The sequence below is a fragment of the Kitasatospora griseola genome, from assembly GCF_014648555.1.
Classification (GTDB): domain Bacteria; phylum Actinomycetota; class Actinomycetes; order Streptomycetales; family Streptomycetaceae; genus Kitasatospora; species Kitasatospora griseola.
The window spans coordinates 23,923-39,471 of record NZ_BMRI01000047.1 but is presented as its reverse complement, the minus strand read 5'-3'; the positions used below and the strand labels follow the sequence as shown (position 1 = coordinate 39,471).

The window sequence follows — 15,549 nt, the reverse complement described above, 5'->3', positions numbered from 1 at the left end:
CCCGGCCGACACCCGGCGGGCACCGCACCCCTCCCGCACCCGGGCCTGGGCGAGCGCCTGGTCGACGCTGACCACCGAGCGGATCCTGGAACACCACCACCTCCACCTGGCCGACCCCGCCACCGGGGACGCCGAGACCGTCCCCTTCTTCCTCACCACCGCGGACGGCTCCCCGTACTGGACGAGCCAGGAGACCGACGCCGACGTCCCCCCGGTGTGGCCCGGCCGAGTCCTCTACGCCGGGAGCCCGCACGCCGAGTACAGCGGGGCCGGCACCGCAACCGCCGCGATGGCCACCGCCACCACCCGGGCCGGCCTCGACCTCGCCGCCCGGCTCGGCGCCAGCGCCCTCGTCCACCCCGGCCTCGACCAGGACCAGGCCGACCGGCTGACCGCCGCCGCCCGCGCCGCCGGTGTAGGACAGGTCCTGGACCTGGCCACCGACGTCGCCTGGACCCGCACCGTCGGACCGACTCTCGACCAGTGGTGGCAGGGCATGCCCTCCCGCCAGCGCCGCGACATCCGCCGCCGCTGGCGCCGCGGCACCGAAGCCGGCCTCGTCCTCGACCCGCTCACCACCAGCCGCGGAATCCTCGACTTGGTCCCCGCCTTCGCCCCGCTGGCCGCCGGCACCGCCGACCGCCACGGCACCCGGCTCTACGGCAGCGACATGTTCGAGCAGCTGCTCGCCGTACCCGGCACCGTCCTGCTCGCCGCCCGCCACGACGACCGCCTCGTCGGCGGGATCTACGGCTGGCTGTACGACGGCTGCCTTTACCTTTGGGCGTCCGGCCTCGACTATGACCATCCGCTCGCCCCGCTCGCCTACACCTGGCTGATGTGCGAGTCCGCCCGCTGGGCGATCGACCAGGGCGCGATCCTCATCGACGCCGGCCGCGCCAACCACCTCGCGAAGCTCCGCCTCGGCCACCGACCGCGCATCCTGCGCACCGTCGTCCACCTGATCGGCCAGCAGCCCGCCACCGAACGCGCGCTGCGGCGGCTGTCCGAGCGCCTGGGCGACCAGGCCGCCCCGTACCTGCCGACGGCGGCCCGCTGGTGAACACCGCCGTGCCCGCCGACCAGCCCGCCTCGCCGCCACGAACCGGAAGGACCAGCATGATTCCCACCGACACCCCGACAAACGACATCCACGACGAGGGGGTGCTCCTGGTGCTGGGGTCGGGAGACCGGGCGTACAGGTCGTACTGCCTCGCCTCCGCCGCCGGCCGCAGCCCGCTGGTCCTGGTGAACGCCACCGACCCGACCTGGCAGTTGGACTACGTCCGCGACCACGAGGTGGCCCACCTGGGCGACCTGGAGCAGCTGCGCTGGGCGGTCGCCCGCCTGACAGAGCGGCACACCGTCAAGGGCGTGGTGACGTGGGACGAGTACGCGCTGGTGCCGGCCGCGCACGTCGCCGCCGACCTCGGCGTGCCCGGCCAGTCCTCGGCCACCGCCGCGGCCTGCCGCAACAAGTCCGCCTCGCGGGCGGTGTGGGCGTCGGAGGGTGTGCCGTCCGCCCAGTCGATCCGGGTCACCTCCCTAGTGACCGCCGCCCGCGCGGCCCGCCGCATCGGATACCCCGTAGTCCTCAAGCCGAGCGCGCACGCGGGCAGCATCGGCGTGATCAAGGTCGAGAACCCCGACGACCTGCCGGGCGCGTTCGCCTACGCCAGCGGCCGGGCCGAGGACCAGGGCGAGGAGGGAAGCGGCATCCTCGTCGAGGAGTACCTGGCCGGCCCCGAGGTCTCGGTCGAGTGCGTCACCGTGCACGGCATTACCATCGCCGTCGCCGTCACCCGCAAGGAACTCGGACCCGAGCCCCACTTCGAGGAGGTCGGCCACGTCGTGTCCGCCGGCGACCCGCTGCTCGCCCAAGTCGGCCCGGTCGCCGAGGCCGCCCTGGACGCCCTCGGCATGAACTCCGGCGTCTCCCACGTCGAGATGCGCCTGACCGCCGACGGCCCCCGCCTGATCGAGGTCAACGGTCGCATCGGCGGAGACCTCATCGGACACCTGGTACGGCTCGCCACCGGCATCGACCTCGCCGCTGCGGCGGCCGACATCGCCCTCGGCCGCGAACCCGACCTCACCCCCACCCGCTCGGCCGCCGCCGGCGTCCGCTTCCTCTACCCGGCCACCTCCGGCACCGTCCGCACCGCCCGCCCCCGCCCCGAACTGGGCAACCCCGCCTGGCTGGAGCGCCTGGTGTGGGAGTGCGAGCCGGGCCGGCAGGTCCTCCTGCCCCCGGCCGGCGACCTCGGCACCGCGCGCCTGGGGCACCTGGTGGTCACCGGCGCCGACGCCGCCCAGGTCCACGAGCACCTCGCCCACGCCGAGGGACTGCTCGACATCGCGGTCGCCCCTGCCCCGACCGAGGGCTGACCACCTGAACGGCGGCGGGCCCGGCGCACTGCTCTGCTCGCGCCGGGCCCGCCCCGCGACCGTATCCGCTCGCCTGCGCCGCCGACACCCCCACACCCAAGCTGACCACCGAGAACAGGAACGTGGACCTCCCCTCCTACGCCACCGCCCTCGCCGCCCGCCTGCCCGGCGCCTGGACGGCCGAGCACCACCAACACCTCGATGCGGACATGGCCGACATCCTCTCGATGCTCGCCCTCGGCCCCATCCGGTTCGCCGACTTCCGCAACGCCTCCGTCCTCACCAGCCCCGACCGGCCGATCGGACTCCTCGTGGTCGAGGAGCAGCACAACACCGGACACAGCTACACGATCCGCTCGACCGCGATGACCGACGGCAACTCCTACACCCAGCACGCGGTCGATGGGGAACAGCTCGAACTCTCCGTCCCCGCCGACCCGGCGACCGCAGCAGCCGACATCGAGCACACCCTGCTGCCCCTCCACGACCGGCTCCAGGCCCGCCACCGGCTGGCCCTCCTCGAAGAAGCCCTCCGCGGAGCCCAACAGGCCCTCGACCACTGGGACTCGATCTCCGACGGTCTCTGAGACGAAGAAGGCTGGCCGCTGGACGAGCAGCTCTACGACGACGGCAAAGTCCGCCGCGACGCCGCCGCGCTCGCCCACCTCCAGCGGGTCCTGCCCCACGTCGACGCCCTCCTCCAAGACGGCCGCGCCGCCCACTGGCTCCTGCCGCCCGGGCGGGAATCCGACCGCGCCGGCTACTACCTGCGCACCCTGGCCAGTGCCTTCGAGGACGCCAACCGGATCCTCGACCAGTGGAAGCCCACCCTGCAGTGCCACAGCCGGCCGGACGGGGCACCGATCGAGCCCGGCCACACCGCCGCGGTGGAGGAACGCAACGCGGAGTTGTGGTCGACCATCGACACCTGGCGCGAAACCGGCCCGGCCCTCGCCGCCCTCCTGCGCGGTGCCGCCGTCTCCACCGCGCCGGCCAGCCGCGCCGCCGCTGCGGAAGCGCGCTCACCCCGAATCCCCTTGGCGGCCTCCGCCCTCGTCGTGCAGGTCCTGCGCGCTGAACACGCACTGCCCGCCCCACCCCGAGCACCCCGCAGGTGACATCGGGCGCTCGCCGCGCAGCAGTCGGCGAAAGACGAGACAATCACAGCCACGTAACGACTGGCAGTTTCGGGAATAAACTCGACCAACGCATGGTTTGATCCGCCATCGCTACGAAAGGGCTGTACTTGTCGGATTCGCCGAGACCTCATAACGGCCATGGCCCCAACGACTCCGAGCCGGCTGACCTCCCGCCGCTCGACCGCATCGAGTTCTCGATCCCCGACTTCCCCACCCTCTCCCAGGACAAGCCCGTGATTCGGGCGGTCCCGCACCACGATGAACTGAACCCCCGCGGCATCGTGATCACGTGCGAGGAGTGCAAGGCCGGCCGCGACTGGCTGCTCCTCAGTATCCGCCGGCATGTCTTCGTCCGCTGCCGCTGCGGCCACGAATGGCTCGAGGATGACCTGACGGTCGAGTACTTCGAGCAGCACTACTCGACGCCCACCGCCGCGTGGGATGACTTCGAGACGGCCATGGCCTCGACCGGCTACGACGGCTCCTGGGCGGGGATGTACCTCAACTAACGAGTTCTGGCGCAGCACAGGTGGCGCTGAGGAGGACGCTCTGTGTCAAGGACCGGGCGCTCAAAAGTCGGACATACCGGGTGGCGACGGCTTTGATTTCGAGAACCCGTAAGCTGCGCGTGAGCAACTGCGGGTTACCTCCTGGACCACTTCGCGGCTGTGCTGACCAGCGACAGGCTCCAGCAACGGCCATACGCACTCAGGTGGATCTTGGTCGTTAAGCCGCCGCGTGAGCGGCCGATCGCCTCACCCGCGGTTCCCCGCCACCCGTCGGTTGCCCGGCCAGTGCTGCGGCTTGTGCCGGGTGCGGGTGGTGAGGTGTGAAGGGCGCTGGTAGCAAGGGGGCGCGCGCGTACGATCGTCGAGTCAACCAGATGTCCCAGTCGATGCTCCCTGCCGCGCTCCTAGACCTGGACCCGCTCCAGGGCCATCTGCCAGGTACCGTCCGCTATCGTCGGACAGCATGGAGACGGTGGGGGCTGACGTGTCAGAGCACGGGGTGGCGTTCGCGGGGGTGCCACCGGTGTTCGACGACCGCACCCGGGACGCCTGTGTGGTGGTACCGGGCATCATGGGCAGCGTCCTCGAGGACACCGCCACGGGCCGCCCGTTGTGGGGCGCCGACCTTTCGATGCTCACCGGCGCGCTAAGCGGCGAGACCCTCTTCGCCGCCTTGCACGCGGACGAGCGGGAGCAGGCCGCCGACGCCGACACCGCCCGGCGGGCGCCGCTGACCCGCATCCGCGCCACCGGGCTGCTCGCCAAACCTTGGTGGCTGCCCGTCTTCCAGGGCCTCGACCCGTACAGCGAGGCGACCAAGGCGCTTCAGGGGGTCACGCTGGCGCCGGAGGCGGTGGCGCCGTTCCCCTACGACTGGCGGCTGGCGGTCGCCTACAACGGCGCGCTTCTGGCCCGTAGGGCCCGTGCGCACCTGGAGTGGTGGCGCGAGCGTGTGGCGGCGGTGCCCGGGTGGCGGGCGGCCGGCGCGGCGCGGCCGCGGCTGGTGTTCGTGGCGCACTCGATGGGCGGGCTGGTGGTGCGGGCCGCGTTGGAGCAGGACCCGGAACTCGCGGCCGACACCCGGGCGGTGGTCACCGTCGGGACGCCGTTCCTGGGCTCGGCGAAGTCCGTCCTGGCGCTCAACCTCCTGCACACCCGGGCGAAGCCGGAGCGGCTGGTGCAGCGGGTGCAGGCGATGGCGGCGACCCTGCCTGGTGTCCACGACCTGCTGCCCGGCTACCGCTGCCTGGACCGGGGGTTGGAGGTGGACCGCCTCGTCGCAGCCGATGTCGCCCGGTTCGGCGGAGACCGGGACCTGGCCGCCCGCTCCCTGGCCGAGCGCGCACGCCATCGTGGAAGCGGGTTCGTGCTGCCGGGGCACCGGGCGGTCGTCGGCGAGGCCCAGCCGACCGTACAGACCCTGGAAGAACAACGCGCCGGTCTCCCGGTCGTCGCGGGCCGCCACCACGCCTTCGACATCGGCGACGACGGTGACCTCGTCCGCGATCCGGCCACCGGCATCCCCGCCCGCCGCGACGCCTCCGGTGACGGCACCGTCCACCTGCCCTCCGCCCGCACCGACACCGAGGCCGTCCACTACGTGTTCGGCCAGCACGGCACGCTGATGTGCCATGACGAGGTGCTGCGGCAGATCCGCCGCATCGCGCTGGAGCGCCCGCAGGGCACCGACCTCGGCGACGGCACCGGCGACGGGCCGGGCCTGGAGACCCCCCACCTCGGCGGGACGCTCGGACAGCCGCTCACTCTCACCGCTACCGGCCTCGACACCCCGGCCGGGGTGAGCCTGAGCGTGCGCTCGGCGACCACCGGCCGCCCCGGCCACCCCCTGACCCTGCGCCGCGACCTCGACCGCACGGACGGGTCCCTGTCGGCCTACTTCACCGCGGACGCCCCGGACCTGTACCGGGTCACCCTGGACACCGGCCGGCACACGCCCCTGACCCAACTCATCCTCGTCACGCCGCCTAACGCCTGAACTTGGTAGCCGATCCATGAGCACCCCCGCAGCAGCAGGTGACACCCCGCCCGCAGACACCGGCCACGACACCGCGGGAGCGTCCCCCGAAGGCGGCGGCATCGAGCTCTTCCCGATCAACTTCACCTCTTACCAGCACGATCTCCTGCCCGACCTGGACACCGAGACCCACGTGCGAGCCATCACCGACCTACTCGCCCCCTACGGCGTCCGCACCACCCCGTGGGCCGTGTCGCCGGACGAACGAAACCGGCAGGCAGTCGAGGAGCGGCTCGGCGCCTGGAAGCAGCCTGCCGCACCCGGCGGCAATACGGTGCTGTACTGGGTCGGCCACGGCAGCGCGGACCACCTCGCCCACCACCGCACCCCGGCACCAATCGACGACGGCGTCACCCCGCAGGAGATCGCCCGCGCGATCGGCAGCCGCCAACTCCACCCCGGCAACGCCGACAGCTGGGCGATCGTCATCCTCGACGCCTGCTTCTCCAAGAGCTTCGCCCGAGCCGTCCACAAGGAACTCTTCACCCATTACGACGACGCCGCCCGATACCTGCTGCTGTCTACCGCCGCCAAGGGGTACGCCGAACTCGGCGCCTTCGCCGAGGCCCTCGGCCGGGCCCTGCACACCACGTTCCCCACCCAGCGTGCCATCGGCCTGTCCGCCCTCGGACGCGCACTCGCCGGCCGCCTCAGCGGATTCGTCGACGACCTCACCATCGACGACGACCGCGACCAGCTGGTCCGCCTCGTCCCCACCGCCGCAGCCTCAGTCTCAGCCCCACTGGACCAGCTCGCCGAGCTCCAGGCCGTCATCGACCAGTTGCCCGTCGACGAGCAGCGGCACTTCATCCCGAAGGCGTCCGGTGCCGAACTCGGCGAACTTGCCTGGTACTTCCACGGCCGCACCCTCCAACGCGACCGGATCCTCCGTTGGCTCACCACCGCCACCAGCGGCGCCCTGGTCGTCACCGGCCCCGCCGGCGCCGGGAAATCGGCCCTCCTCGGTCACATCCTCCTGCACACCAATAACCGTCTGCGCGACATCCTCATCCGCCACGGCCACCTCCAGCGCCTCCCCGCTGGAACCCCCTGCCCGGACGACCCATTCGATCTCACCGCCCACCTTGCCGGGCTCACCCCGGCCCGCACCCTGTACCTCGTCGCTCGCGCCGCCGGCCTCACCGACCTCGCAGACCTGGCTGCTGACGGACAGCCCCCTGCCGACCTCACCAGCCGCCTCCTCGCCGCACTTCGCGCCCGCCAGGAGCCGCTGACCCTGCTGTTTGACGCCCTCGACGAAGCCGAGCAACCCCTCGTCATCGCCGACCAGATCCTGCGTCCCCTCGCCGCTCTCCCCACCGTCCGCCTGATCATCGGCACCCGCCGTTCCACCCGCGAAGGCCCCGACCAACCAGCGCCCGATGACACAGATCTCCTCGACACCCTGCGGCCCCGACCGGCTGAGGCCGACGGAGGCCAGGTGGTTGACCTGCAGTGCGTTGAGGTGGCACAGGATCCGGAGGCCCTAGCTGGATACCTTCGCGCCAAACTTCACTCCGCCAAGCGCCGACGCGCCCTCGATGCCGAAGACGATCACATCGAAGAAGCCGTCCAACGCCTCGTCGTTGACCACTCCCACAATGGCGCCGAACCCCAGCAGTTCCTCTACGCACGCCTCGCCGCCCATGAACTCCTCAACGACCCGGAGCTTCTGGCCGACCCGAGCCCGCTGGTCGGCCGCACCCACCGCCAACTTTTTGCCCGCGCCTTGGAACGCCTCCACCGCACCAACCCCAATTACACCTCTTTGCTGAAGGCCCTTGGCCTCGCCCAAGGCCGAGGCATGCCCGACCAGGACGGTATCTGGGCCACCGCCGCCAACGCCCTCGCATCCGTCCCCGCCCAGACGAGGGCCAGCATTTCCGGCCTACTCGAGGACGCTGCCCCCTACCTCGCCCTCGACCAGGAACACGAACAGAGCGTCTACCGCCTCGCCCACCGCACCTTCACCGAACACTTCGCCACCGCCCCCGACACGGGCCAGGCCCACGCCGCCATCACCACCGCCCTGGCCTGCCACACTCGCGAGAGCCTCCAGCAGCTGGGCGCGCCTGGCGCCACCTCGCTGCCCTCGGACATCAGCCCCTACATTCGCCGCCACCTCGCCACCCACGCCCGCCTCGGCCACACCGCCGCAGCCCTGAACGTCCTCGCCGACCATCCCGATGTCCTCGACAACCTCGACCTCACCAGCATCACCACCAATGCCCTCCGCCACGGCATCGCCTCGAACGCGCTGCCACCCGCCATCGCCGGCACCGTCCTCCTCCAGCACCACGCCCGCGACACGAACCCTGACCATTGGCCCGGCACCGTCACCGCGTGGCGCCGCTGGTGGCGCCGACTCGGCACCACCTACATCCAAGGCACCCCGCCCCCCAGCGAACCCCATACCCACAACAACGCTCCCTGGCCCCCCAGCCTTACCGCAGGAACCGCTCGGGCGCGCCAACTTCACCTCCAACTCACGGGCCACACCACCGAGGTGTGGTCGATAGCGGCGTTCACCGCGCCGGATGGCACTCCCCGCCTCGCTTCGGCCGGTGCCGACCGAACGGTGCGGATCTGGAATCCCGCTACCGGTGCGCAGTTGGGCCAGCCCCTCACTGGCCACGACGGTGGGGTGGGGGCGGTGGCGGCGTTCACCGCGCCGGACGGCACTGTCCGCCTCGCCACCGGCGGTATCAACGACCGAACGGTGCGGATCTGGAGTCCCGTCACCGGTGCGCAGTTGGGCCGGTCACTCACTGGCCACGACGATGAAGTGCGGGCGGTGGCGGCGTTCGCCGCGCCGGACGGCACTGCCCGCCTTGCGTCGGCAAGTGCTGACGGGACGGTGCGGATCTGGAATCCCGCCACCGGTGCGCAGTTGGGCCGGTCACTCACTGGCCACGACGATGAAGTGCGGGCGGTGGCGGCGTTCGCCGCGCCGGACGGCACTGCCCGCCTTGCGTCGGCAAGTGCTGACGGGACGGTGCGGATCTGGAACCCCGCCACCGGAGCCCAGTTGGGCCAGCCCCTCATCTGCCACGACGGTGGTGTATCGGCGGTGGCAATGTTCACTGCCCCCGACGGCACCCCCCGCCTAGCCACCGGCGGCGACGACGGGACAGCGCGGATCTGGAATCCCGCTACCGGCGCCCAATTGGGCCAGTTCGTCACCGGCCGTACCCACGGGGTGTGGGCGGTGACAGTGTTCACCGCGTCTTTGGGCACCCCCCTGCTCGCTTCGGCCGGTGCTGATGGGACGGTGCGGATCTGGAATCCTGCTACCGGTGCGCAGTTGGGCCGGTCACTCACTGGCCACGACGGTGGGGTGGGGGCGGTGGCGGCGTTCGCCGCGCCGGACGGCACTGCCCGCCTCGCTTCGGCCAGTGCCGGCCGGATGGTGCGGATCTGGAATCCTGCCACCGGTGCGCAGTTGGGCCGGTCCCTCACTGGCCACGACGGTTGGGTGGGGGCGGTGGCGGCGTTCGCCGCGCCGGACGGTACTGCCCGCCTTGCGTCGGCAAGTGCTGACGGGACGGTGCGGATCTGGAACCCTGCCACCGGAGCTCAGTTGGGCTACTTCTTCACCGGCCGTACTCACAGGGTGCGGGCGATGACGGCGTTCACCGCGTCCGACGGCACCCCTCGCCTCGCCACCGGCGGCGACGACGGGACGGCGCGGATCTGGAACCCCGCCACCGGAGCTCAGTTGGGCCACTTCTTCACCGGCCGCACTCACGGGGAGCGGGCGGTGGCGGTGTTCACTGCGCCCGACGGCACCCCCCGTCTCGCCACGGCTGGCTTCGACGGGACGGTACGGATCTGGAACCCCGCCACCGGAGCTCAGTTGGGCCAGCCCTTCATCGGCCGCATTCACGGTGTGCGGGCGATGACGGCGTTCACTGCGCCCGACGGCACCCCCCGCCTCGCCACGGCCAGTGGCGACCGAACGGTGCGGATCTGGAACCCCCGCACACGAACAGGACACGTGCTTCCCTTGGCGGATGAAACCTATGAACTGGGAGCGGGCCACGGCCTGCTCATCGCAAGCACCACAGCGGGCTACCTCGTGATCGATGTGTCGTCCATACCCACTAACACAGCATGATCGCCAGGACAGTGTTGGCCGTCTTCGACGCTCCGCGCGGCGGCGTACGGTATGCGGTGTGCGGCGCTATCCTCGCCGAACTGCATAGGGGCCACAGTCGGCACCGGAAAGATGCGCCGGATCGCGCAGCTCCATGCTGGCGCGGCCGGACTTGATCCCTGTTTCGGCCCAACCGTGCCGCCGCGCCTGGGCTGTATCGGGCTCGGGGTGGTTATCTGGGTGCGGTGATGGTGGCCGTTGCCGGGCTTCGGCGGCGGCTCGGCGTGGACGGTGCGATCAGCCGGCGGGAGGGTGCTTTCCTTGCCAGGAATACGACGCGCCACGAATAAGTGCTCTCCGCCGATATGAACCGGCGGGCCGCAGCCGCGGCCGGTGCTCGGACGGTCCCTGACCCGGCTCGGGTGGACTCCGCGAAACGACACGAAGGGGCGGCACCGCGATTTCTCGCGGTGCCGCCCCTTCGCCGTTGCCCCCACGGGGTGCCGCACCTACCGATCGTGGCGGCGGGCGAAGCCGCGCCCGTCCCTCTCGACCTGGCCGGAGCTCAGCAGCCGGGCAAGGCTGAGCCGTACGACGGCGACCCGCAGGCCGAGGTCGGCGGCAAGATCGTCGGGTGTGGCCGCGCCGGAGGCCAGTGCGGCGAGCACAGCGCGGTCGGCGTCGGCATCGAGCCATCTGCTCACGCGGTGCAGTGCGAGTGCGGACACCCCGCACGCGGCGAGCTCAACGGCGGCCCATGCGCTGTCGTGGCGCAGGCCCGCCACGACGGCGACGGCACCGGATAGGGCGGTGAGGGTGATGAACACGGCCGCCACGTCGCGCAGGCCGCGGCGGGAGATGTTCGGGTTGGTGGTCACAGAACCTCCTGGGGCAGTGGAGCGTAGCGGGACTGGGAGAAGAAGTCGCAGTCGGTACGGGGAGGACGGATTCGGCAGATCCCGCACGGGCGCTCGGATTTGCCGGGGACAACGTGGTGGTGGCAGAAGGTTCGACCACCACCGTCGGCGCGCACCGGGTGGGCGACGACGAGTTCGGCGAGCTGGCCGGGATCGCTCCACCCGCAGTAGCCCTCGCGGGTATGGGGCCGCCCGTGTCCGCCATCGATGCCGCCGACGGCCAGCAGGTAACGGTCGGAGGGGGCGAGGTAGGCCAGCACGTGGTAGCGGGTCCGCTCACCCGCACTGTTCGCGGGACCGTAGGCGGTGCCGAACGCGCGGGTGATGCCGACGCGGTCACCGCGCAGGTCGATGGTCTCGGGTTCCAACGGGCCTCCGTGGTCGCGGTGCTCGACGCGGGGTGCGCCGATGACTGGGCCGCCGGGCCGGGGCGCGGCGGCGTGCGAGGAGGCGGTGGTCAGCAGTGCGGGCAGCGCTGCCGGGGAATCCGGCGCTCAGAGGGCTCGACGACGGCCGGGACACGGACAAGCAGGGCCCGCGCGACGACCAACTGGAGGGTCATCAGGAGCAGCCCCACGCGGACGGCGGCGTGCTCGCTGAGCAGCAGCGCGTCGAGGGCCAGGCCCACGGCGGCGGCGCTGATCAGGTACTCAGCGAGGGCGAGGCGACGACGGGCAGGCAGGCGGAGAGTACGAGGGATGGCGCGTCCTTTCAGGAGGGCGACGAGGGGGTGGTGGCCGGGCGGGGGGTGGAGCGGTCGACCATGGAGGTGAGAAGGTCGATCACCAGCTCGGCGGGCGTGTGCCGGTTGAAGGTGGCCCGCCAGCCGGGCTGCCGGGCGGTGCCGTGCAGCGCGATGATCCAGGTGCCGACGTGTCGGTTGTCCGGCTGGTAGCCGACGTAGACCTGGGTGCACGGCGACGCGGCGTGCAGGCCGCCCTCGGCGTCGATCACCCAGGACCAGCCGTGCTCGTAGAGGAAGGTGCTGATGGCGTTGGGGTTGCCCTCGCCGAGCGGCCAGGTGCGGTGGGCGATGGTGTCGCCGGGACGCAGGCCGCGGACAACGGGAGCGGAGATCACGACGGACAAGGGAGGACCCTCCTTCGGGCTGGCGCTGCGAGGTCGTCCATGTTGACTTGGACTGCCCCGATTTGCGTAGTCCTTTCAAGGGGTTGCTGTCTGCCGTAGGCGAACATGCCGAAGACCCAGGAGATCGGCGAGCTTCGCTGCGCCGACGCAGACCCGCACGCCTTCACCGGCAACCACCGGTAGTCGCACCGGGTCACCGAGCACCGGATTGCCCCGGCCCCGCCCGCAGGAGCGGCACAGCCACCGCAGCGAGCGCGCCGGACCGGGGGCGGTTCTCCGCCGCGCCCATGGCTCGGTGGGCGTCTCAGCGTGTCCTGCGGATGGCGTCGGTCGCCGCCTTGGCGATGGCGGCGGGGGCGCTGGAGGGCCGGGGCAGGTGGAGCAAGGTGGTCCCCGGTAGGTGGCGGGACTCCTTGTCGAGGGTGAGCTGGAGTACGGCGCAGCTGGCAGTGGTGAGGCGCCGGATGCGGGTGACCGCGTTGGCGGTTTCGTCGGGGGTGTACTTGGCGTCGGTGACGATCACCAGGAGGCGGCCGGCACCGGGGCGGCTGAGGTCGAGGCCATGGTCGAGCGCATCGAGGGCGTCGCCCAGGTTGTGGCTGGCGCCGCGGGCGTCGAACGTCGTCACCCGCGCCGGTGCCCGGTGGCTGGGCCTGGTCAGTGCGGTCAGATGCGTGTCGTAGGCGATGGTGGCGGTGCGGGAGTCGGGGTCGGTCAGGGCCGCTGCACGGGCCACGATCCAGGCAGCGGACGCGACGGGACCGCAGGCGGCGCGCATGGAGCCGGAGACGTCCACCGCGATCCCCACCCGCAACGGCGGGGTGGGAGAGTGGCGGCGCCGGGTGGCGGTGAACGGTTCTGCGGTGGGCACCGCGCCGGCGGCGTGCTGGGCGTCGCGGGCGAGGGCCTGGCGCATGTTGAGGCGGCCGGGCGGGGTCGGGCTGGTGGTCCGTTCCTCGGTCCGCTCGCGATAGGCAGCGGCCCGGAGGGCGCGGCTCAGGCGCGCCGCAGCGGATTGCTCAGCGGTGGTAGGCCGGCGGGTGCCGGTGACAGGATTGCCGTAGGGTGCCGGTGTGCCGTCGGCGTTGACGGTGCCGCCGCCGGAGTTGAAGACCGACTTCGCGGTGGCGGCGGCCTTACGTCGCCGACTGGCCTGCTGGGCACGGTCCTTGGCCTGTGACCTTGCCCGGGTGGCCAGGGCGTTGTCCGCGGCGGCCTGTGCGGCGAGGTCGGCACGGTCGTTGGCGGCCATGCTGTCCATGACGACCCCCGCAGCAGCGGACAACAGATCGGTGAGGTCCTCCGGCGGGGCGGGCAGGGACGGTGCAGCGGCGTCCAGAGCCTCGCACCAGTCCCGGGCGTGCGCGAGCATGGCCGTGGCGTCGTGGTCGGCGCACCGGTGTGCTGCGGTCCAGATGCCGGTGAGGGTGGCCAACAGGTCGGCGCCCAGGACCTGTTCGCACAGGGTGGCGACGGCTCGGGTCTCGCCGGCATCCAGGATGCCGACGTCACGGCGGCCGAGGATCAGGGCCGCCACGCTGGCGGCGTGCTCGATGCCCTGGAAACTCGGGTTGGCGATGTCGGGCATGACCAGGGTCCGAGTGCTGGTGCGCAGGTAGGTGCGGTCGGTGGGCCGCCTGGTCAGGTGGGCGCCCTCGACACGGCTCTCCTCAAGCAGGAGCGCGGCCTGGACGACACGGGAGTCTGCGTCGGCCAGCTCCGTCCAGGCGGAGTGGGCCGCGTGGGCGGCCTCGTGGACGAGCGCTCCCCAGGCGGCGGGATAGCGTTCTTCGTCGCCCACGATCCGCGGATGGACTTCGTGGGGTTGGAGGGGGGCGAACAGCTCGGCATCGAACTCGACCTCCCCCAGGCCGGGGAAAAACGCGGCCGGTGCGCCGCTGCGGGTACCGGGGCGGCAGGTGACGAGCAGGTCCTGGCGGCCGGACAGGGCGACCAGGCGGTCGCCGAGCTCGGCTCCAACGCGCAGCCACGCGGCCGGGGAGGAACGGGGCTGTGCGGGTGGAGCACCGTCGTCGTCCCAGCGCGCGAGGTCGGCGGCGTCGTCGGGCGCGGTGGCGGAGGACTGGACGTGGTGGTGGGCGCTCATCGCTGGCGGCCCCGGTTCGCGGAGGCGGTGCTGCCCGGGGCCTGCCGGGCGGCTGGAGCGGTCGCGGCGGAGAGCTGCTTGCCGAGGGTGAGGGGCGCGAGCTGCTTGACCCCGACAGCCTTGCTGACGGCCTCGGCGACGGCGTCGCGGTCCTCGATGGGCGCGATTCCGACCAGGTTCGCGAGCGCTGCCCGGGTACCGAGTACGGCCTCCGTCTTCTGGTAGCTGAGCAGCTCCCGCAGCTGGGGCGCCCAGCCCAGCTCTCCGACTTCAACCTGCTTGGCGAGGTTTCGGGCAACCCGGACCACCCGGGCATCGATCCGCAGCGCCAAAGCCAGGTCGTAATCCGTGCCGACCTGGATCTGCACGCTGAAACGACTAGCGAGCGCCTCCGTCAAAACCGCCCCGTGGACGCCTGGATTGTGGCCCGCCACGACGAAGAAGCCGGCCTTGGCCTGGATGGTCTCGCCCTTATGAGCCTTGACCTGGATCTGCCGGCGTCCGTCCATGGCCGGGTACAAGGACGCCATCACTTTGGGGGAGATCAGAGTGGCGTCGTCGATCAGCAGGGCACGGCCCTCGGTCATCGCGGTGACCAACGGGCCGTACTGGAAGACGTACTTGCCGTCATCGTCCTGCGTGTACTCGCCGATCAGATCGCCGACCGTGGTGTCGCCGTCGCCAGCGACGGTGAGCAGGTCGGGGAAAGCGGCCTCCACCAGGGACGTCTTGCCGGTGCCCGGGGGACCGTAGAGCAGCACCGGTATGTCGGCGTCGCGTAGACGCGCCAGCGCTTCGACGTCGGGAAGGTCGGCCAGCTCTCGGGGGTGGTAGAGCTGTCCTCCCGCGCGGCGGATCGGGCCGGTCTGCTTCGGTGCGGGTGCGGGTGCGGGTGCGGGTGCGGGTGCGGGTGCGGGTGCAGGTGCAGGTGCGGTCGTGCGGGCCGTGGCTGCAGCAGCGCGGGGAGAGTGGGTTCCCGGTGGACTGATTACCGGGGTCCGCCCGGCTGCAGCGGTCTTCGCGTTCGCGCGGAACTGCTTTCCGGTGCCGACCCGGTCGGCCTCGCCGCGTTTCACCAGCGTCTCGACCGCTTGCACGACGGCACCGCTGGAGTGGCCCAGCTCCTTGGATATTTGCCCGGTGGTGAGCGCGTCCGCCGGCCGGTCGGCCAGCAGGCGGGCGATCTTGGCCCGCAGCTCGCCGGGCCTGGCGTGTGCTGTAGCGGTGGGCGGTGCGGGGTTGGTCAAGCGGGGAACCTCCTAGGGGTTG

General features: G+C 71.8%; 12 protein-coding genes. 6 read left to right on the top strand and 6 right to left on the bottom strand.

Annotated features, from left to right (window positions below):
• The 6 genes from IEZ12_RS34055 to IEZ12_RS40280 all read left to right on the top strand — a co-directional run.
• On the top strand, positions 1-1,063 hold a 1,063-nt coding region (locus IEZ12_RS34055), incomplete at its 5' end, for a GNAT family N-acetyltransferase (RefSeq protein ID WP_189277804.1).
• 56 nt (positions 1,064-1,119) lie between these two features.
• Positions 1,120-2,388, top strand: coding sequence for an ATP-grasp domain-containing protein (locus tag IEZ12_RS34050; protein ID WP_189277802.1), 1,269 nt, complete (start codon positions 1,120-1,122; stop codon positions 2,386-2,388).
• A 122-nt stretch (positions 2,389-2,510) separates the two neighbouring features.
• Entirely contained in the window at positions 2,511-2,975 is a 465-nt protein-coding gene (locus tag IEZ12_RS34045) for a hypothetical protein (RefSeq protein WP_189277800.1), read from the top strand.
• A gap of 659 nt (positions 2,976-3,634) precedes the next feature.
• Positions 3,635-4,036 (top strand): hypothetical protein, encoded by a 402-nt coding sequence (locus IEZ12_RS34040; RefSeq protein WP_229848534.1) that lies wholly within the window; start codon positions 3,635-3,637, stop codon positions 4,034-4,036.
• A 484-nt stretch (positions 4,037-4,520) separates the two neighbouring features.
• Complete coding sequence (locus IEZ12_RS34035; protein ID WP_189277798.1) at positions 4,521-6,032, top strand: esterase/lipase family protein; 1,512 nt, start codon at positions 4,521-4,523, stop codon at positions 6,030-6,032.
• A gap of 16 nt (positions 6,033-6,048) precedes the next feature.
• Entirely contained in the window at positions 6,049-10,188 is a 4,140-nt protein-coding gene (locus IEZ12_RS40280; protein WP_189277796.1) for a hypothetical protein, read from the top strand.
• 488 nt (positions 10,189-10,676) lie between these two features.
• Here IEZ12_RS40280 and IEZ12_RS34025 read toward each other — a convergent pair whose 3' ends face one another.
• From IEZ12_RS34025 to IEZ12_RS34000, 6 genes are all read right to left on the bottom strand, one after another.
• Positions 10,677-11,045 (bottom strand): hypothetical protein, encoded by a 369-nt coding sequence (locus IEZ12_RS34025; protein ID WP_189277794.1) that lies wholly within the window; start codon positions 11,043-11,045, stop codon positions 10,677-10,679.
• Positions 11,042-11,452 (bottom strand): hypothetical protein, encoded by a 411-nt coding sequence (locus IEZ12_RS34020; protein ID WP_189277792.1) that lies wholly within the window; start codon positions 11,450-11,452, stop codon positions 11,042-11,044. Before IEZ12_RS34020 ends, IEZ12_RS34025 begins: the two co-directional genes overlap by 4 nt.
• 89 nt (positions 11,453-11,541) lie before the next feature.
• Positions 11,542-11,712, bottom strand: a complete 171-nt coding sequence (locus IEZ12_RS34015) for a hypothetical protein (protein WP_189277789.1) — start codon at positions 11,710-11,712, stop codon at positions 11,542-11,544.
• An 83-nt stretch (positions 11,713-11,795) separates the two neighbouring features.
• Positions 11,796-12,164, bottom strand: a complete 369-nt coding sequence (locus IEZ12_RS34010) for an SPDY domain-containing protein (RefSeq protein WP_229848539.1) — start codon at positions 12,162-12,164, stop codon at positions 11,796-11,798.
• A 313-nt stretch (positions 12,165-12,477) separates the two neighbouring features.
• A complete protein-coding gene (locus tag IEZ12_RS34005) occupies positions 12,478-14,280 on the bottom strand; it encodes a vWA domain-containing protein (RefSeq protein WP_189277785.1) in 1,803 nt (600 codons plus the stop codon).
• The gene (locus IEZ12_RS34000) at positions 14,277-15,464 is read right to left on the bottom strand and encodes an AAA family ATPase (protein ID WP_189277810.1); all 1,188 of its coding nucleotides are present in this window, start codon (positions 15,462-15,464) and stop codon (positions 14,277-14,279) included. The genes IEZ12_RS34005 and IEZ12_RS34000 overlap by 4 nt, the downstream gene beginning before the upstream one ends.
• Positions 15,465-15,549 lie beyond the last annotated feature (85 nt).